Origin of the sequence: Marinifilum fragile JCM 15579 (assembly GCF_001310955.1) — a bacterium.
Classification (GTDB): Bacteria; Bacteroidota; Bacteroidia; order Bacteroidales; family Marinifilaceae; genus Marinifilum; species Marinifilum fragile.
This window is the reverse complement of record NZ_BAZX01000034.1, coordinates 1-19,892: the sequence shown is the minus strand read 5'-3', so window position 1 is coordinate 19,892 and position 19,892 is coordinate 1. Positions and strand designations below refer to the sequence as shown.

Sequence of the window (19,892 nt, the reverse complement as noted above, 5' to 3'; positions counted from 1 at the left end):
CAATTATTTTTTTCTCATAAAAATCTGGATCGGAACACCAGTGAACGTCCAATTTTTACGTATTTGATTTTCAAGATATCTTTTATAAGGATCTTTAATGTACTGTGGCAAGTTACAATAGAAGGCAAAAGTTGGGGCAAAAGTAGGTAATTGAGTTACATACTTAATCTTAATAAATTTACCCTTTACCGAAGGTGGAGTAAAAGCATCAATGGCTTCCAGCATTACCTTATTTAATTCGGAAGTTTGAATCTTACGAACTCTATTTTCATGCACCTCCAATGCTGCTTCTAATACATTTAGTAATCGTTGCTTAGAAAGTGCAGATGTAAAGATGATTGGCACATCATTAAAAGGAGCAATTTTATTTCGGATCTCTTGCTCAAACTCTTTCATGGTATTGGTTTCTTTCTCAATCAAATCCCACTTGTTCACCATGATCACAACACCTTTTCTGTTTTTGATAATCAAATCAAAAATACTCAGATCTTGTGCTTCCACACCTCTTGTAGCATCAAGAATCAGGATACAAACATCAGCCGTTTCAATGGTTCTAATCGAACGCATTACCGAATAGAATTCCAAATCCTCATTCACCTTTGGCTTCTTACGAACTCCGGCAGTATCTACCATCATAAAGTCGTGACCAAATTTCTGGAATCTGGTATGAATCGAATCTCTGGTTGTTCCAGCAACATCGGTAACAATATTTCTTTCGATACCAATTAATGCATTTACCGTCGATGATTTTCCTACATTAGGACGCCCAACAAATGCAAGTCTTGGCAAATCAGTATCTTCTTCTTCAGGCTTTTCTTCAAAATCGCCTACAACCGCATCAAGTAAATCACCTGTACCCGAACCATTCACTGATGATATTGGATAAACTACATCGCCAATTCCTATAGAGTAAAACTCATTTGCTGCAAAAATCAAATCGTTGTTATCCGCCTTATTGGCAACCAGGTAAACTTTTTTAGTTGTTCGGCGAAGGATTCTGGCAACTGCCTCATCCAAATCGGTAATCCCATGCTGTACATCCAACACAAATAAAATGGCATCGGCCTCATCAATAGCCAACATTACCTGCTTGCGGATTTCCTCATCAAAAACATCTTCTGAGTTGAATGAATATCCACCTGTATCAATTACCGAAAACTCTTTTCCATTCCAGTCTGCTTTCCCGTAATTACGATCTCGGGTTACTCCGGCAGTTTCATTTACAATCGCTTTTCGGCTTCCTACCAATCGATTAAAAAGTGTAGATTTTCCAACATTTGGACGACCTACTATTGCAACAATATTACTCATTTTCAATTTCAGTTTTCAGTAAGCAGTACACAGTAATCAGTTTTATTATTAATTACTGATAATTGTTAACTGTATTATTGATTATACCCGAATCCTTTTAATTTATTCTCTTTATTTCTCCAGTCTTTGGCAACTTTGACGTATATCTTTAAAAATACTTTCTTACCAAAGAATGCTTCAAGATCTTTTCTGGCTTCGGTTCCAACTTTTTTAAGTGCTTTACCCTGATGACCAATGATGATTCCTTTTTGTGACATTCTTTCAACATTAATCACCGCCATAATGTTGATAATCTTAGGCTCATCTTTAAATTCCTCAACTTCAACCTCCACAGCATAAGGAATTTCCTTATCGTAATTCATCAATACCTTTTCTCTGATGATTTCATTCACAAAGAAACGGGCTGGCAAGTCAGTCATTTCGTCCTTAGCAAAGTAAGGAGGTCCTTCAGGCAATAGCTCTAAAATTCTATTAAATAAATTGGATACATTAAAATTCTCTTTGGCCGACATTGGAAAAATCTCAGCTTTAGGTAATTTGTCCTTCCACATATCCATTAATTCAACCAATTTATCCTGAGTGGTTAAATCAATCTTATTCAAAATCAGGATTACCGGAATATCAGTATTTTGAACCTTTTTCAGGAAATCTTCATTTTTATCGATGGTTTCAACCACATCGGTAACATATAAAATAATGTCAGCATCAACCAATGCAGATGTTGAAAACTTCATCATCGATTCCTGAAGTTTGTAATTCGGTTTCAATACTCCCGGAGTATCAGAATATACAATTTGAAAATCTTCACCATTTACAATTCCCTTAATTCTATGGCGTGTGGTTTGCGATTTCGATGTGATAATCGAAATACGTTCACCAACCAAATTGTTCATTAAGGTTGATTTTCCAACGTTCGGATTTCCAATGATATTTACAAAACCTGACTTATGAGGCATACTTACTCCAATTTAGTGATTTAAAAATTTTTGCAAAGATAGAATAATTATACCAAACTCAACTTTTCTTCGTATTGCAAATTAATTTTGAATACTTTTCTATAATAATGCTTACTAAACTGAGTTCGATTAAAATTAAAACAACTCATCTTTAGAAATGATCTCTTGCTTTAAAAGTTCTCGTACCACAATTTCGGTCATGTCACTCTTAAACTGAAATTCGTAGCGTATATCCATCACATATGCTTTTAATCTCATTTTCAAATAAGATCGTCTTTCTTTCACTTCATTAAAAAATAAAACAGTAATGGGTTTGTTTAAATAAACGTAACGTGAAACCTGTGCACTTTCAGTAGCAATTTGTCTCACTCTATGTGTATCAATATCAATAGGTAAATAAATTTCGGCCACAACCTGGCAATTCAATTCTCCTGAGTTAGAATTGGATACAGAAGAATTTACAAGTTCTGAGTTTGGCACTGAAACAATTGAATCATCCGGAGTTACTAGTCTGGTAGCTCTTAATCCAATTTCAAGAACTTCTCCATAATACTTTCCACTGTCAATTTTATCCCCCACTTTAAAGCTGATCAAACAGCAATGCTATTCCCCCAAATACGTTTTTAAGCAAATCCTGAGCTGCTAATCCAATCGCTATCCCAACCGATGCTGTAAAAGTGATTACAGCCTCAATAGGTGGATTGTAAATGCCTTTAATGATAGCAAAAATGGTGATTGACCAAAATACAATGCGGAATATAGGGATTATACTTTTTATCGTAATGCGAAGTTTCGCACTTCGCTCAGAAAATAAATCGAGAATTTTTATAATTAGTTTTATAAAAAAGTAGGCTACTACTAAAAGAACAATGGTCCAAAATATTTTAGAGAACGAAATTACTTCAAATACCTCTCTAGTTTTATCAGGTACATTTTTCTCCATGGTTGTAAGCAAACTTGGCTTGCTCTGAGTTGTATCTTTCGGAGGAAATTCACCAATAGCATGGATCGAGTTCGGTAGTTTTGTTGTATCCTTACTATGAATCGTATCCTTAATGAAACGGTCGCTGTCTGATTTATCCAGATTATTATCAGAATTTACAGTTGTATCAGTAAGATATTCCTTAAAATGAAATATTACACTAGAATCATTTTTATCCTTAAGAGTATCGATAATTGTTAACTCCTGAGCACATACATCAGCTTGAAGCCAACATATGGTAAATAATATAATGGAGGCGATGAAATTCTTCATTTTGATGAAATTAATTGATGAAATTAATTGATGAAATTATGAGATCTTAATAAGCTAACTACCTGCCTAAAAATAATCGGGTTAATATTGAATTTTTCTTTAGGCCTAATAAGCAGGCCTTTTTCAAGCATCGGAATTAACACATTCCTGCAATTATTTACTGGTAGATTTAAAGTAGTAGAATAATCTTCTAATGTAAGTCCGTCGTGGGTTAGGATTGTATGCATTGCAAACAAATACTCCGATGGCAAATCTTTTACAAATGAAACATCAATTTCACGTAAAGACCCTATATTAATGGTATCATCGCTAACCCCACGAGTTGAGCGCAACCAATACAATTGAGCTAAACTAACATTGCCATTTGAAATTTGAGCCAGTTCAATAAAGAATTGTTTTCTCAAATACTTCTGCTTTTCATCTTCGTTCATTTTTTGGAAAGAAGTTGAATTTCCATTCTCCGAAGAAGCTTCAAATTGTATTTTGTAACCACTAAGAATATTACGTTTAAAAATAACTTCATCCAGCATATCACTACTAAATTTCTTAACCTGTACTTCTCTGGTAAAATTTTCCGAAACTTTTACAGTTTTTTTAAGATATTCCCAAGAATGAATCGTATAACTTCCAATCCAGAATACTTTCTTAGAAGTATTTGATATTAGATCGAATAACATTTTCTGACACTCGAAGCCATTTACTTTTTTAAGATAAAAATGATGTAGATTTTCCAGAATAAGAATCAGATTATCATCTTTATTGTTTAAGTATTCAATAATATGCTCATTCGATTCAAAATGGTCTTGTTCAAACAGTTGTGCAAAGAAAGATAAATACTGCTGTGTTGTATATATCTTTTTCTCAGGAGATCGATGGATAACTGGAATATCTGTTTCGATGTTTTTAAGAAAAATATTAAAGAGAGAAGTAACACCATTTCCTTTTTCTGCAACTACCGCAGTAGTAACAAAACGATCTTTTTCCCAGTCGTCAAAAGCTTGTTGTAAACTATCCAATTCAATTTGGCGATGAACAAAAAAACGAGTTTCATCCGTTGGGGTAAGTTGATAAAGTCGTTGATATATAAATGGTAATTTCTTTAGTGAAAGCTCAGTTTTGTGGATAAACTCAGTCAATTCATGAGAGATTTTAACTTCTTCTGAAGTTATGCCAAGTCTCTTTTTAATATTTGTTACAATTTCCGGAGTATCTAAAAGGTGTTCTTTTATAAAAGTAATTAATCTTGGAACCATATTTTTGACAAAAGCGATTACATCCTGTTGGATCTTTTTCGATCGCTCCATTGCCTTTATTTTTACAATTTTTAGATTTAATTCAATTATCGTTTCAGTATTCTTAAGTTTCTGAATTTCCGTATTAAAGTTGGTAATCACCAAATGAAGATTTTCCTGAGGTTCTTTTTTTATTGTTTCAAGCAAGTCTAATGCTTCATCTAAATGACCTAAAGCTCTGTTGTACCCCTCTTCAGAAACTTTCATTGTAGTTTTTACAGCTCCTTTCTTTTTTTGTAGCATCATTTGAGCAGACTCAAGGCTGAAATCACAAACGGTTCCCATTGTGTTAAGCTTTAATCTGGCTTTTTTCAAATTTATTTCAATAAATTGCTTGATATTATTTATAGATTCCTGAAAATGAGGCAACGCTTCAAAATTTAAAAGCTCCCTTGGTGATAGCCAATTGATTTCTGCACTGCGAACACCTCGTTCATAATTATGACCTTTAATAAAACTGCGCTTATTAGAAATGTTTTCAACCAAAGCAATGGTTTGGGAATTGAACTTTTCCAGATCTTTATTAATACTTCCAGATAGTTTTTTTACAGTCTCAGCCAATAATTTATCAATAAGCTCACTGCCCACCTTTTGTCTTTCCTCATCTAAAATAATCAGAAGATCTTTTGCAGAATTGTTTGTACTTGTAATTCGATTTGCCGATGACAAAATAAATTCGCGCAACTGTTCAAGGTTTAAACTCAAATGCTCATCAATAAAATGTGTTATCTTCGAATCTAAATTTTTGTAATTATCTAAAACAGTAAAATATAGCAATACAATTTCCACATCTAACAACCAATCATCCAGTAATGTTTTATGAGTATTTACCCATTTAAGCTTTTCTAAATTTAAATTCGTAAAAACAAGGTTCTGCTGAGCCTCTATTTTTGAATTCTTAAAATGAACGATAGGTAAATCAGGTGTGTCAGCCACTGAAATAGCTTTATCCAATTCCTTAAATACTGAAATGGTTGCTGATTCTATTTCTTTTTTCAGCCAACGTTTTGCCTGACTAAGTAGTTTTTTTTGTTCTTCAAATATTTCATTTGAAATATAGAGATTTATTGTCTCAGAAAGATTTTCATCTTTATTTTCTAATAGATTGTTTTGTATTTCAGTATCAAAATCGTCTTCAAGCTTCCAAAAATCCAAAAAAACATTGCTTTTGGCTTCCATTAATCTATGAAAAGAGGAAAGTATTGCCTTAGGTAATTGCACTCCCAAATAATATTTTACAATTGATTGATATGGGATCTTTCGATATCGGGTACTTTGCAACTCTAAAGGGTTTAATTTTAAAAGGCTTCGAAGTACATTTATCGCCCTTCTGCTCTGATGCTTAAAGGCAAAATTCACATTCAATCTTAGCTTTTTTATCAAAACAAACAATTGGCTATTTCTGCTAATTGAATAGGGAGTAAATATGTCTTTTTTTCGAATATTTTTTTTTGTCTCTTGTAAAATAGAATCAATTGCATTTAGGTATCCTTCTAGTAAATCTTTGAAATCATCTTCATTAATTTCTTTCTGATTTTCTAATAAAAGATTCAATATGCCTGATTTAAATTCGCACAAATTGGCAAATCTATTTATTTCCTTCTGTTCTGTATTATTTAAGTTTTTGTGTAATTCCTTGTAACCAACAATAAACTGACTTAATTCTTGTAAACTTCCATCCAAGCATGTAAATAGTTCCTTTTGAGCTTTTGCTCCAAAGTTATCCCAAAGCTGATTTACTTCTTTATTAACAAAATCGAGATTTTTATTCATAGACATTATCCTTTATACCGTTTATAAACTATGAAATCGGCATTACTATTAAAAATACATCTTTTTATGATGAACTAAGAAATAATCACCAAAGGAATACAATTCTTTTTTGTTAAAACTTAAATATTGCTGATTAGTAATTAAATTTTACCGACAATAAAATACACATTATTACACAGTTTGTTTTTAATCTCTAAAACTCTATATTTGTACCAGAATCAGAGTTAAAACTTTATTCTAAAATATTTTATTGTTTCTTCAGGGCAGGGTGTAATTCCCGACCGGCGGTGATAGTCCGCGAATCTGTAAAAAGATTGAACTGGTGAGATTCCAGTACCGACAGTATAGTCTGGATGGGAGAAGAAAAACAGTTGATCGATTTGATTAATTCATGTCATTGGAAATATTGATTCCAATTGGCAGTCCGTATAATAAATGCCCTGAATAGTGTATGCTGTTCAGGGCTTTTTGTTTTTAAAAATATGAGTAAAAAATACGAATACATGCACAGAGCTTATGAGCTTGCAAAAAAAGGAGTTGGAAGAGTAAGTCCAAATCCTCTGGTTGGTGCTGTAATTGTAAAAGACGATAAAATAATTGGGGAAGGGTATCATGAATTTTATGGTGGCCCTCATGCCGAAGTAAATGCTTTTCGTTCGGCCAAAGAGTCGGTTGAAGGTGCTACGATGTATGTAACGCTGGAACCTTGTTCTCATTACGGAAAAACGCCTCCTTGTGCCGAAGCCATTGTGAAAAATAAAATTGGGAGAGTGATTATCGGTATGCTTGATCCTAACCCATTGGTTGCCGGTCGTGGTGTGAAAATTTTAGAAGAAAATGGAATCGAAGTTGACTTTGGCTATATGTGCCAAGAGTTAACAGAAATGAATCGCACATTTCTAAAATTCATACAGTCGAAAACACCTTATGTGGTCATGAAAACTGCCATGACATTAGATGGAAAAATTGCCAGTAAAACAGGTGATTCTCGTTGGGTATCGAATGAAAAATCAAGAGCCAAAGTTCATGAACTAAGAAATGAATTGGCAGGAATCATGGTTGGTGTTGATACAGTAATTGCTGATGATCCCATGCTTACAACCAGATTGGGAAATGGAAATGGTCAGAATCCGATTCGAATTGTAGTTGATAGCAAAGCACGAATTCCTTTAGATTCGAAGATTTTAAATACTTCAGATCAAGCAAAGACCATTTTGGCAGTTACAGAAAAAGCTGATCTCGATAAAATCCAACAGATTGAAGCCAAAGGAAATCAAATTCTAAAAGTAGATGCTTTAAATGATCGAATAGATTTAAATAGTTTAATGCAAAAACTGGGAGAACTAAACATTGATGGGATATTATTGGAAGGTGGAGCTACTCTGAACTTTTCGGCATTGCAATCGGGCATTGTTGATGAAGTAGTTTCTTTTGTTGCTCCCAAAATAATAGGAGGTAATGCTAAAACTCCAGTAGGAGGAGAAGGCATTGAATTGATGAAAGATGCCATTGAGCTTGATGATATAAAATACGAGCAATTGGGGCAAGACCTGATGCTAATAGGAAAAATTAAAAAGTAGCAGTTTCTAAGAACTGTCTGCGTAAAACTGATAACTGAAAAATGTTTACAGGACTAGTAGAAGAAATAGGACAAATAAAAGCCATCGAACGAGGAGCAAAATCGATTCGTTTAAGCATTGCGGCCAGTAAAATTATGGATGATGTAAAATTGGGCGATAGTATTGCCACCAATGGAATTTGTCTGACGGTAGTAAGTTTCGACTCTGCGGGTTTTACTGCTGATGTTATGCCTGAAACCATGAGCAGAACCAGTTTTGGTACACTTGGCATAGGCAGTAAGGTGAATTTAGAAAGAGCCGTTCGTGTTGGTGATCGACTGGGTGGGCATATGGTAAGTGGCCATGTAGATGGATTAGGAGAAATTGTAGGGCAAGAAAAAGATGATAATGCCATTTGGGTGAGTATTGCTGCTCCAAAAAATATCTTGAAATATGTAATTGAAAAAGGCTCAATTGCTATTGATGGTATCAGTTTGACAGTAGCTTATGTAGATGAGAAAATATTCAAAGTATCTATCATTCCTTTAACTCAAGACGATACAACCTTAACATCTAAAAAGACTGGCGAAAAAGTCAATTTGGAATGTGACATGACAGCCAAGTATATAGAGAAATTCATGTTCCACAGAGAGGAAGAAGAAAAATCGGAGAAATCTGATATTTCAATGGATTTTTTAAAAGAAAACGGATTTGCATAAACAAGACAACAAACTAGATAAGTAATGGAATTTCATACTATTAAAGAAGCGATTGAAGACATCAAACAAGGTAAGATGATTGTAGTGGTGGATGATGAAGATCGCGAGAATGAAGGTGATTTATTAATGGCTGCCGAAATGGTAACTCCTGAGGCAATTAATTTTATGGCGCGTCAAGCTGGAGGATTAATTTGTATGCCAATTGTAAAAGAGCGTTTGGACGAGTTGGATATCGATATGATGGTGTACAACAATACCGATGCCAAGCAAACTGCATTCACTGTTAGTATTGATGCAGCTGATTGTACAACCGGAATTTCTGCTCATGAACGTGCTCATACTATTAAAAGAGTATTGGAAAATGATGCTAAACCTGAAGATTTTACTCGTCCGGGACACATTTTTCCTTTGGTTGCTCGTAAAAATGGAGTATTGGTTCGTGCTGGTCATACCGAAGCAGCTGTAGATCTTGCTCGAATGGCAGGTTTGTATCCAGCAGGTGTGATTTGTGAAATCATGAACGAAGATGGCACCATGGCTCGTGTTCCTCAATTGAAGGAATATATCAAAAAGCACGATCTGAAAATGATCACCATTGCTGATTTAATTGAATATCGTCGTCAGACAGAAACCATGATTGAAAAGATTACTGAAACTGAAATGCCAACACAGCATGGAGACTTCAGAGCTCATGGTTATATCAATAAAATAACTGGCGAACATCATGTTGCCTAGTAAAAGGTAATGTTGAAACTGATGAGCCTGTTCTTACTCGTGTTCATTCTGAATGTTTAACCGGTGATGCTTTTGGTTCACTTCGTTGCGATTGTGGAGATCAATTACAGGAAGCTCTGAAAAGAATTGAAAAAGCCGGACGAGGTGTATTGTTATACATGCGTCAGGAAGGTCGTGGAATTGGTTTGATAAACAAACTTCGTGCATACCAATTGCAAGATATGGGAATGGATACTGTTGAAGCAAACCTTGCACTTGGATTTAAAGCTGATTTACGTGATTATGGTATTGGGGCTGCCATTCTAGCTGATTTAGGAGTTAAGAATTTAAAACTAATGACTAACAACCCACTAAAAGTAGCAGGTTTAAAAGGTTATGGTATCAAGATTGTTGATCGTGAAGAAATTGAAATGACACATCACGAAAAAAATGAATTTTACATGATGACCAAAATGAAAAAAATGGGTCACATGTTACATCAGGATGTGAAGTGGAATCTTCAAAACGATGATAAAAAAGTAAAAGGAATTGAATAAAAAATAATCGAAAAATAGATAATAAAATGAATACAATTGAAGGTAAATTAATTGCTGAAGGCCTTAAGTTTGGTATCGTAGCAGGTCGTTTTAACGAGTTTATTGGAAGTAAATTGTTAGGTGGTGCAATGGATGCTATCAAACGTCACGGTGCATCAGAAGATGATGTTGATGTGGCTTGGGTTCCAGGTGCATTCGAAATTCCATTGATTGCTAAAAAAATGGCAAAAAGTGGTAAATACGATGCTGTAATCTGTTTAGGCGCTGTAATTAAAGGTTCTACTCCTCACTTCGACTATGTATCAAACGAAGTGACTAAAGGTGTGGCTAGTGTTTCTTTAGATTCTGAAGTTCCTGTAATTTTCGGTGTTTTAACTACTGATACAATCGAACAAGCTATTGAGCGTGCTGGAACAAAAGCAGGTAACAAAGGTTTTGAAGCTGCTGTATCAGGAATTGAAATGGCTAACTTATTAAAGCAATTGTAATTCTGAATTACAGATAAAAAGTACTTCTCTTGAAAAGTATAAAAACAAAGAGGCTGTCTTCATAAATGACAGCCTCTTTGTTTAAAGTATATTTTTTCTTCATACCAAATCACAAGCATCTGCAGGCATCCAGTGTTTATCTTTACCATCCCATTTAACATTGCAACCAATTGGATTAGTCACTGGAATTGAAATTGTCTTTCCATCCAAATGCTCAATAATTGCTCTTTCCAAATCACGTACTGTAACTTTCGAAGTATCCTTTGGATTATCAACCGCTCGTCCCGTATAGATTAATTCTCTCTTCTCATTAAATAAATAAAAATGTGGTGTTCGCAACGCACCATAACTAACTGCTACCTCTTGAGTTTCATCATGTAAGTAAACCCAAGGAAAGTCATTCTCTTCCATTCGAGTAACCATATGGTTATAATCATCTTCTTCATATGTATTGGGAGAATTGGAATTAATTCCAACAAATTCAACTCCATGCGGTATATACTTATCTGCAATGGCTCTGGTATCCTCATCCGATCCAACTACATAAGGGCAATGATTACAAGTAAAAAAAACCACCAACAATTTCGATGACTTAAAATCATTTAGCTTATATCGAATACCATCAGTTGCAATCAAATTAAACTCAGGAGCTTTATCTCCAATTTGTAAGGTAAATGCCATTTCTTTCTAGTTTAAGGTTGTTACTCCCTTAAAAATACCGATTATTTTGATAAGTTCTAAATTATCAAGTCTGATTTTTAGCATTAATCTTCCATTAATTTAACATTATCGCCTCTCTTTTTCACCTTTAATATTAACACTCATTTAATAGTGGTTTTAGATACATAAGAACTGTATTTTTTAAACTTGTAGTAACAAAACCTTAGAACAGAAATCTTATGGAGAGTCCTTTTAATCGGATAACAAAAGCAAATGACTCACATGCTTTTCAATTATCTGAAATATCAAAGAAATACGCACAGAAAGAGATTGAGGCAAGCAGTTTGGTTTATTCAATGAGAAGAAAATTAAATTCTTTATACAATCAGGATTTACGATTAATTAAACCAGTCTTAAATAGATATCCTGATTTTTGGAAATCATTGGAAGAATCCGAAAAAAATGCCAAAGCATTTATTGGCTGGCTAAATCATATGAAAACATTCTACAATTTAATTGTGAATAATTCAAAATACAACAAAGCATTAATCGATAGCTCCATTAATATATCAGAACTTAAGCATGCTTACGTTCTAATTCCTGCATTGCATCAGGCTTATCGAAAATTACAAAAATGTAGTTTGGAAAAAAATATAGCTATTAAACGCTTAAAGATTTTGTCTCATGATTTGGAAGCGACCTGTTCGAATCATGATATTTCAAACCTCTATAGCTTTAAATAAGAAATCCCTTAGAAACAGGTCGTCGGTTTAGTCAACTAAGTCGATACTACTTTCCTTTCGCCACCGACGATTCTGTTTCTGATTTTACTCCCAATCGGGATAAATCAGATATTTTTCTCGAATATTTTTAAAAACTTTCAAATCTTCTTGCCAGGTAGCTCGAATTTCTTCTTCGCTCATTCCCTTTTCTATTTGCAGCCTTAATTGATTGGTTCCAGCAAGATTTCTAAAGAAAGTATTAAAGAATTTTGTACTTGCATGAAGTTGCTGATAAGCCTTTATGAGAAAAGACAGATCAAGGGATTTTCTTTTTCTAAATTCTTCCAAATTGTAATTGCTCAAATCATATCCATAACATACTTTACCTTTAAATTTTGGATACTTGCTAGCTCCTGGAATACTTCTCGGAGTATATGAAAAGCCTTCCTGCCTCATCTTTGGATGTCCAAAACATTGAAATGGATAATCTGTTCCTCGTCCTGCACTTACAGAAGTTCCTTCAAAAAAACACAAGGATGGATACAAAGCAATCGAAAGAGCGTTGGGAAGATTGGGTGATGGCTTAACTGGTAAATCGTAAATTTGATTGCGATGCCAATTTTTACATGGAATCACAGTAAGATCACACTTCAAATTGTCCTTTAACCAAGATTCTCCGTTAATCATTTTTGCGTACTCTCCAATGGTTAAGCCATAAACTACAGGAACCGGATGCATCCCAACGAATGAAGCGTATTTTTTTTCTAAAACAGGTCCATCTACATAATGAGCATTCGGATTTGGACGGTCTAAAACGATAAGTGGTATGTTTTGCTCGGCACATATTTCCATCACATAATGCAAGGTTGAAATATAAGTGTAAAAACGAACACCTACATCCTGAATATCAAATACCATTATGTCTATGTCTTTTACCTCCACCTCGCTTGGCTTAAAATGTTTGCCATACAGTGAAACTATCGAAATGCCTGTTTTTACATCTTTGCTATTTTTAATTTTTTCTCCGGCATCGGCAATACCACGGAATCCATGCTCTGGACTAAATATTCTTTGAATTTTGATGTTTCTTTCAACTAAAAAATCAATTAAATGCTGATTACCAACTAATGAGGATTGGTTGCCAACAACCCCAACAGATTTGCCTTGAAGCAATGTCAAATAATCCTTAGTATTCTCAGCGCCTGCCAATGTTTTTAATGCATTCTGTTGTGCACAAGATATACTCACAATAAACAAGCACATCAAAATTGTATATAAATAAGCTCTCACGATTTAATTCTTTTCAATTTTAAACAAGATGTGGCAATCAAGAATTTCGAAATTCTAGTTGTAGAATATTTAAATTCATGAAGCTCCCAAAACATTCGCAACCAATTGCAAACAAAAGTAAATTTTAATCATATGAAATTACTACTTTTGTGTTAATCTTAACAAAAAGAATATCAATTTGAATCTGGAATTATTTATAGCTAAAAAAATTACCACTGGTGAAAAGGGCGAAAAGAAAATGTCGCGCCCAATTATAAAGATTGCCAAACTTAGTATTTCGCTTGGTATTAGTGTTATGATTTTAGCTGTAGCCATTGTAACCGGCTTTAAATCTGAAATTACCAATAAAGTAACCGGATTCGGATCCCATATTCAGATTACCAATTACGATAATAATTCTTCATTTGAAACTCAGCCAATTGATAAAAGCATTATCGACACCAATCTGATAAAGAAAATACCTGGAATTCAACACATTCAAGCTTTTGCAACAAAACCAGGCATTCTAAAAACCAAATCGGAGATTCAAGGTATTGTATTAAATGGCATTGGCAAGGATTACGACTGGAGTTTTTTCAGTAAAAACCTGGTTGAAGGTGAAATATTCAAACTAGAAGAAAAGAAAAGTAATCAAATTCTGATTTCAGAGAAATTATCAAAGCTTCTGCAAGTTAAAATTGGCGATAAAATATCAGTTTACTTTATCCAACAACCTCCTCGCGAAAGACGCTTTGTTATTTCAGGTATCTACAATACCGGAATGGAAGAATTCGACAAACTGTTCTTGGTTTGCGATATGCGTCATATTCAGAAACTAAACGACTGGGAAGAAAATCAAGTTAGTGGATATGAAATTTTCATAGATGATTTTGATGAAATATCAGAGCTTACTTATCTGGTAAAACAAAGCACGGCAAGTTCTTTCACACAAGAGGGAGGCAGTGTAAAGGTTCGGAATATTCTTAGAAAATATCCTCAAATCTTCAGTTGGCTCGATATGCTAGATCTTAATGTTTGGATTATCCTATCACTTATGATTTTGGTAGCAGGCATCAATATGGTTTCAGGATTATTGATCATTATTCTGGAAAAGACCAATATGATTGGGATTTTAAAAGCACTGGGAACAAAAAACTGGTCAATACGAAAAGTATTCCTTTACCAATCGAGTATGATCATTGGCAAAGGAATGTTATGGGGTAATATTATTGGTATAGGCTTGTGTCTTTTACAATATTATTTCGAAATCATTCCATTAGATCCTACCAACTATTACGTTGACAACGTACCAGTTAATCTAAAACTTAGTCATTTACTTTTATTAAATGTTGGGAGTTTAATTGCTACAGTTGCCATGTTGCTAATTCCATCCTATTTAATCACAAAAATTAGTCCGGCTAAAGCCATTAAATTCGATTAAACTATTTCTGCCAACTGGCAACTGCCAATCTCTTTTTACCATCCATTTTAATACTTAATGGTTTGGCAAAACGTACATGCTTAACCGCACCATATTCAGCTATCAAATCCTGTTTTCCTAGCAATTCGTAATCTACTAAAGAAGTCTCGGAATGATGATGAACAGAACAATAGCCAATATTCATTGATGTGACATTGTGAAAAAAGTGTGAGCCTGATGAAGCTTCCAATGGGTAATCTGCAAAGCTGGTTTCCACAATCAGTTTTGCGTTTGAAATATCATTCCATTTCACAGGTATTCCAATCCATTTATCTCTTGTTCCCCATCTTCCCGGACCAACTAGCACATAGTTCTTATTTTGTAATCTCATTTTCTCATTCACCGATGAAATAATTGATGCAATTTCAGGAGTCATTTCCTTTTTAAATAATTCAGGAGCAACATAAATTACATCACATACCGTATCAATCAAACCATTTCCCATACTCATTTCAGAGAGTAACATTAACCTGTTTCGATCAATCTCCTCCAAATCAACGTTATAGTCATCAACATTTCCGATTAAAGGTTTTATCTGCAATAAGTAAAAGGATGCCTTTCCCATTTTATCTTTGGTCAAATCAACCGCAAATTCAATTTCTATTGGCGATCCCATTGCCTCTTTCACAATATCCAAAACCATTTCTATTGTCTTTGCCAATGGAATATAATCGTACTTCAAAATATTGGCAAAATTTACAATTCGTGGTCCATAAGCATCCAATCCCGGACTAATTGTATCATTAACCGAATTGTAAACCGAAGCACAATGGGCAAGATTGCCATGTTCTTCTGCATCATCAATTTCCAGTCGAATTAAACCTGCTGTTTCTCCCTCCAACAAATCAATATTTTTCTTCTTTAAATCAACTGCATAAAATTCCACCTGCGAATTCTTGAACTGATCTTTGGGCGAATTGTTCTCGATAGTTGGAAAAACAGGAGAAAACCTGAAAGCCTTTTCCCCATCCACTACATATTTTCCCAAGCCTACAGCAATTACTGCATATCCTTCTTCGGGCTTCATATGTCCGTAAGGATAATAATTGTATGATTGTGCTACGCCTGAAATGTGTGGATAGAAAGTATCTTCATATCGATTACCAACCACTTCCTGAATAACAACGGCCATTTTTTCCTCTTCAAGCTTGTAATTCGAAGCCTGAACATTGGCGCGTGATTCCTCGGAAAAAATAGAAGCATAAACCAGTTTTATTGCATCTGTAACTTGTTTTACCCGCTCATTCAAATCGGGATGATTATTGGGAACCAGATAGGTTTGAAAAACTCCTGCTACTGGTTGCAACAAAGAATCTTCGAATAAGCCAGAGGAACGAATGGCCAATGGCTGATCAAAATTCATCAACATGATCCTGATTTTCTGTACCAATCTTAATGAAAGATCAGAAGCCAAGAACAATCGCTGTACTTCCTTATAGCTAGGCAAGTCTATAGTCCTATCCAATAAATTATTTCTATCGATAAACGATTCATATTCGTCAACACCAATAACTGCAGTCATTGGGGCTTTAATATTAATGTCCTTGATGTATCGACTTAAGTCAAGATTAAACAGCATAGAATTAATAAAAGCCAAACCTCTTCCCTTTCCTCCCAAGGAACCTGTAGAAAGTGTAACGATATTATTGGCATTTAAAACCTGATCCGAATTAAACTCAACCACCTTACCTTTGTTCTTCTCATTCCTGTAGTTCTGAATCACATTAATCAGGTAGTCGCGAACATCTTCAGCCGATTTAAAGTCACTGATATTATAAGGGGCAATCATTTTTGCAACGCGTATTTCTCCTCGTGCCATCAACCAAAGTGAGAAGTGATTTTTATTGGCATGATAAACCAAAGACTCTGCAGGGATATGATACAAATACTCTTCAAACTCTCTCAAAGATTTGGCTGTGGCAATTTCATTACCATCTGCATCTTTGTAAACAAAATCTCCAAAACCAAGAAACTGTCGGATAAACAGGCGAATATCATGACGTAGCGTTTCGGAATTTTTATTGATAAAGCTGCACTTTAAATTAAATGTATGAGCCGCATTGGTAACATCCGAAGATTGCAAAATTACTGGGAGGTTTGGATATTCATCCTTAATTGCCTTTACCAATTGTAATCCAGCATCTTCTTGGAACACCCCTTCTTTTGGGAACTTTACATCCGAAATTAAGCACAACAAAAATTCTTTGAACTTGTAATAGATAGTCATTGCCTCTTCATAATTGGAAGCCAGCAAAATTTTCGGGCGAGCTCTTAATCGAAGGATTTTATACTGAGCATCTGTGCTTACATCATCAATAATTCTTTGAGTTTGCGCCAATACACTCTGATACAGCATTGGCATGTAGCGTGAATAGTATTTGGCCGAATCTTCCACAAGAAGTATGACTCGAGAAAGTCCAATTTTCGTGTCATTTTCAACATTTACTTTATCTTCCAGAGACTTGATCATTGCAAAAAACACCTGCGATTCTCCGTTCCAGACAAATATTTTATCAACTGTTTTTAGCTTGGTTCGCTGCTCTTCAAAAAGGGCGATATCCGCATCGTTGTTCAGCAAGAGAAAAATTGAGATGTATGGAAATTCACTTTTAATTTTCTCGCTGTATTCTATCGGCGTTTTTTTATCCACCCCAACCATCAGAATAATCATATCGAAATGCTTGCTGTGCAACTGCTCCATGGTTTCCTCTAAGGTGGAAACTCCTGTTACACGAGGCATAGATGTCAAATTCAACTGCTGATACTCACCTGAAATTTGCTCTGCAAAACGCCCTTCTCTTTCAATACAATATGCATCGTACAGATTTGCAACCAGCAAAATCTCCTTCACCTTAAATGGCATCAAATCATGATATATATCTCGATCAGCATTGTTCTTGTTTAGGAAATTTTGAAGCAGTTTCCTATTGGTAACGGGCACATAAGGTCCAATAATTTCCTTTTTTGCTTTACTCTTATATTTAGCTTGTGATAAAAGTTGTTTCCCGGTTTCACTATTAATGTATCCAACAATTATACTCGCAAGATTCTCAATCAGATGCCTCTCCTCCTTTAAAAAAGGTCCTTCATCCAAATTTGGAAACTTTTTCACATAGCAAATCTCAATTCTTCCACTTTTGTTATCAATGGTCATGAATTCCTGAGTCATGGTCCATTGCGACAACCTAAAGCCTGAACTCAGGTATTCGTTTCCATCATAAATGATTCGTGCCACTGTGAATTCAGGATATTGCCATGCTTTGGGTAGTATAAAGCAGATTTGTTGCAGGGTATCTTCAATAGATTTTCCTTCCTTTATTATTCCAGTAGTTTGGTTTATTGCGGCTAGTTCTTTTAATCTTTCAATATTCTCCGCGATGATCCTGTTAATTCCTTGATTTTTATCGGATTCTGAGTTCATAGGTTTAGGGCTTACGTAGATACAATAAAAATTAAGTGCGAAAATTCATTATTTAGGCACTAATAATGGGCTCTTTTAAATTTAATGAATTTAAACGAATTCTAACAGCTTGACCTTGAATGAATTCTTTCATACCTTTAATAGTGTAAGCGGTTATCCAAAAGGCTGTTTACTAATTACACCCAGAATAAATCATGTCTAACTTAAACTTTTTGCATCATGACAACCATGTTCAAAGCCCCATCCAGTAAAGAATTTATGGATAATTTAATTAGTAAAACTCCTGGTGAGATAGAATTTCATCAAGCAGTTCACGAAGTTGTTGAATCCTTAATTCCATTTCTGGAAGAAAATCCAAAGTACAAAACAGCCAAAATTCTTGAGCGGATTTCAGAACCCGAAAGAGTAATCATTTTTAGAGTTCCATGGGTTGATGATAAAGGAGAAATCCAGGTAAACCGAGGATATCGTATTGAGATGAATAGTGCAATAGGCCCATACAAAGGAGGTCTGCGCTTTCACCCAACTGTAAACCTTGGAATCCTTAAATTTTTAGCATTCGAACAAGTATTTAAGAACAGCTTAACTACACTGCCAATGGGTGGAGGTAAAGGAGGATCAGATTTTGATCCTAAACAAAAATCCGATGGTGAAGTAATGCGTTTCTGCCAAAGTTTTATGACAGAACTATCGAAACATATTGGACCAGACACCGACGTTCCTGCAGGAGATATTGGCGTTGGCGGACGTGAAATTGGATTCATGTTCGGCCAGTACAAGAGACTTCGCAACGAGTTTACCGGAGTTTTAACCGGAAAAGGTACCGAATGGGGAGGAAGTTTAATTCGCCCCGAAGCAACTGGTTATGGCAATGTATACTTTGCCGAAGAAATGCTTAACTCTAAAGGAGATAGCTTAAAAGGTAAGATTGTTACCGTTTCAGGATCTGGAAACGTAGCCCAATTCACGGTAGAAAAAGTGAATGAACTTGGTGGTAAAGTTGTTACACTTTCCGATTCTTCGGGATTTATTTATGATCCAGATGGAATTGATGAAGAAAAACTAACCTATGTTATGCGTTTAAAGAATGTAAAACGCGGAAGAATTGAAGAGTATGCTAAAAAGTACAAGGTAGGTTATTTCCCAGGAGAAAGACCTTGGGGAGTGAAATGTGATGTTGCCTTACCAAGTGCCACTCAAAATGAAATTAACGAAGATGAAGCAAAAACTTTAATTGAAAATGGTTGTATTTGTGTTTCCGAAGGAGCTAATATGCCATCTACTCCAGAAGCCATAGAGGTTTATTTGGAAAATGAAATTCTATTTGGACCGGGTAAAGCTGCCAATGCGGGTGGAGTTGCTGTTTCGGGATTGGAAATGTCGCAAAATGCAATGCGTATCAGTTGGACTCGTGAAGAAGTTGACAATCATCTGAAACGCATCATGAAAGACATTCATTCAACTTGTATTAAGTACGGTAAAACTTCGAATGGATTTGTAAACTACGTAAATGGAGCAAATATTGGTGGATTCGTAAAGGTTGCCAATGCCATGATTGCACAAGGAATCGTATAATTACGATTCGTATAATTAAAAATGAGCTTGCTTCAATTATGGAGCAAGCTTTTTTTTGAATGTCCTGAAAAGTTTAAAACTGCTTCAACCTACTATTTTCCTTGTAAGAGTTCGCATTCTTGTCATCAGACCTGCCATTGT

At 34.9% G+C, this 19,892-nt stretch carries 15 protein-coding genes, 1 pseudogene and 1 riboswitch; of the genes and pseudogenes, 8 read left to right on the top strand and 8 right to left on the bottom strand.

What is annotated here, in order from left to right; translation table 11 throughout:
• Positions 1-3 precede the first annotated feature (3 nt).
• The 5 genes from der to JCM15579_RS20455 form a co-directional block, all read right to left on the bottom strand.
• On the bottom strand, positions 4-1,311 hold the full coding sequence (gene der / locus JCM15579_RS17570; RefSeq protein ID WP_054722210.1) for a ribosome biogenesis GTPase Der: 1,308 nt from the start codon (positions 1,309-1,311) through the stop codon (positions 4-6).
• 74 nt (positions 1,312-1,385) lie between these two features.
• Complete coding sequence (gene era, locus JCM15579_RS17565) at positions 1,386-2,267, bottom strand: GTPase Era (protein WP_054722208.1); 882 nt, start codon at positions 2,265-2,267, stop codon at positions 1,386-1,388.
• Between the two features lie 135 nt (positions 2,268-2,402).
• Positions 2,403-2,846, bottom strand: coding sequence for a mechanosensitive ion channel domain-containing protein (locus tag JCM15579_RS22370; RefSeq protein ID WP_218186224.1), 444 nt, complete (start codon positions 2,844-2,846; stop codon positions 2,403-2,405).
• 1 nt (position 2,847) lies between these two features.
• Positions 2,848-3,522 (bottom strand): mechanosensitive ion channel family protein, encoded by a 675-nt coding sequence (locus JCM15579_RS22365; protein ID WP_218186223.1) that lies wholly within the window; start codon positions 3,520-3,522, stop codon positions 2,848-2,850.
• A 23-nt stretch (positions 3,523-3,545) separates the two neighbouring features.
• Positions 3,546-6,587, bottom strand: a complete 3,042-nt coding sequence (locus JCM15579_RS20455) for a hypothetical protein (protein ID WP_054722206.1) — start codon at positions 6,585-6,587, stop codon at positions 3,546-3,548.
• Between the two features lie 250 nt (positions 6,588-6,837).
• Positions 6,838-6,956, top strand: a riboswitch (FMN riboswitch).
• 113 nt (positions 6,957-7,069) lie between these two features.
• Between JCM15579_RS20455 and ribD the strand changes: the two genes are divergently transcribed.
• From ribD to ribH, 5 genes and pseudogenes are all read left to right on the top strand, one after another.
• Positions 7,070-8,167 (top strand): bifunctional diaminohydroxyphosphoribosylaminopyrimidine deaminase/5-amino-6-(5-phosphoribosylamino)uracil reductase RibD, encoded by a 1,098-nt coding sequence (gene ribD / locus JCM15579_RS17550; RefSeq protein WP_054722204.1) that lies wholly within the window; start codon positions 7,070-7,072, stop codon positions 8,165-8,167.
• Positions 8,168-8,208: 41 nt separating this feature from the next.
• On the top strand, positions 8,209-8,865 hold the full coding sequence (locus JCM15579_RS17545) for a riboflavin synthase (protein ID WP_054722202.1): 657 nt from the start codon (positions 8,209-8,211) through the stop codon (positions 8,863-8,865).
• Positions 8,866-8,889: 24 nt separating this feature from the next.
• Positions 8,890-9,600 (top strand): 3,4-dihydroxy-2-butanone-4-phosphate synthase, encoded by a 711-nt coding sequence (gene ribB, locus JCM15579_RS22445; protein WP_305067110.1) that lies wholly within the window; start codon positions 8,890-8,892, stop codon positions 9,598-9,600.
• Between the two features lie 47 nt (positions 9,601-9,647).
• Positions 9,648-10,136: pseudogene (ribA, locus tag JCM15579_RS22440) on the top strand (GTP cyclohydrolase II); the annotation flags it as partial.
• 26 nt (positions 10,137-10,162) lie between these two features.
• The gene (gene ribH / locus JCM15579_RS17535; protein ID WP_054722200.1) at positions 10,163-10,624 is read left to right on the top strand and encodes a 6,7-dimethyl-8-ribityllumazine synthase; all 462 of its coding nucleotides are present in this window, start codon (positions 10,163-10,165) and stop codon (positions 10,622-10,624) included.
• Positions 10,625-10,723: 99 nt separating this feature from the next.
• Here the strand turns inward: ribH and JCM15579_RS17530 are convergent, their stop codons facing one another.
• Positions 10,724-11,305 (bottom strand): thioredoxin family protein, encoded by a 582-nt coding sequence (locus JCM15579_RS17530; RefSeq protein ID WP_054722198.1) that lies wholly within the window; start codon positions 11,303-11,305, stop codon positions 10,724-10,726.
• A 218-nt stretch (positions 11,306-11,523) separates the two neighbouring features.
• Between JCM15579_RS17530 and JCM15579_RS17525 the strand changes: the two genes are divergently transcribed.
• Positions 11,524-12,027 (top strand): hypothetical protein, encoded by a 504-nt coding sequence (locus JCM15579_RS17525; RefSeq protein WP_054722197.1) that lies wholly within the window; start codon positions 11,524-11,526, stop codon positions 12,025-12,027.
• Between the two features lie 84 nt (positions 12,028-12,111).
• Here JCM15579_RS17525 and JCM15579_RS17520 read toward each other — a convergent pair whose 3' ends face one another.
• The gene (locus JCM15579_RS17520; protein ID WP_054722195.1) at positions 12,112-13,269 is read right to left on the bottom strand and encodes an exo-beta-N-acetylmuramidase NamZ family protein; all 1,158 of its coding nucleotides are present in this window, start codon (positions 13,267-13,269) and stop codon (positions 12,112-12,114) included.
• A gap of 205 nt (positions 13,270-13,474) precedes the next feature.
• On the opposite strand from JCM15579_RS17520, the gene JCM15579_RS17515 reads away from it, so the two are divergent.
• Entirely contained in the window at positions 13,475-14,716 is a 1,242-nt protein-coding gene (locus JCM15579_RS17515) for an ABC transporter permease (RefSeq protein WP_054722194.1), read from the top strand.
• Between the two features lies 1 nt (position 14,717).
• Here the strand turns inward: JCM15579_RS17515 and JCM15579_RS17510 are convergent, their stop codons facing one another.
• Positions 14,718-18,176 carry a PEP/pyruvate-binding domain-containing protein gene (locus tag JCM15579_RS17510; protein WP_054722192.1) on the bottom strand — a complete coding sequence of 1,153 codons (3,459 nt, stop codon included), beginning with the start codon at positions 18,174-18,176 and terminating at the stop codon, positions 14,718-14,720.
• A 219-nt stretch (positions 18,177-18,395) separates the two neighbouring features.
• Here JCM15579_RS17510 and gdhA point away from each other — a divergent pair, with 219 nt between their 5' ends.
• Positions 18,396-19,751 (top strand): NADP-specific glutamate dehydrogenase, encoded by a 1,356-nt coding sequence (gene gdhA / locus JCM15579_RS17505; protein WP_218186222.1) that lies wholly within the window; start codon positions 18,396-18,398, stop codon positions 19,749-19,751.
• Positions 19,752-19,892: the final 141 nt, after the last annotated feature.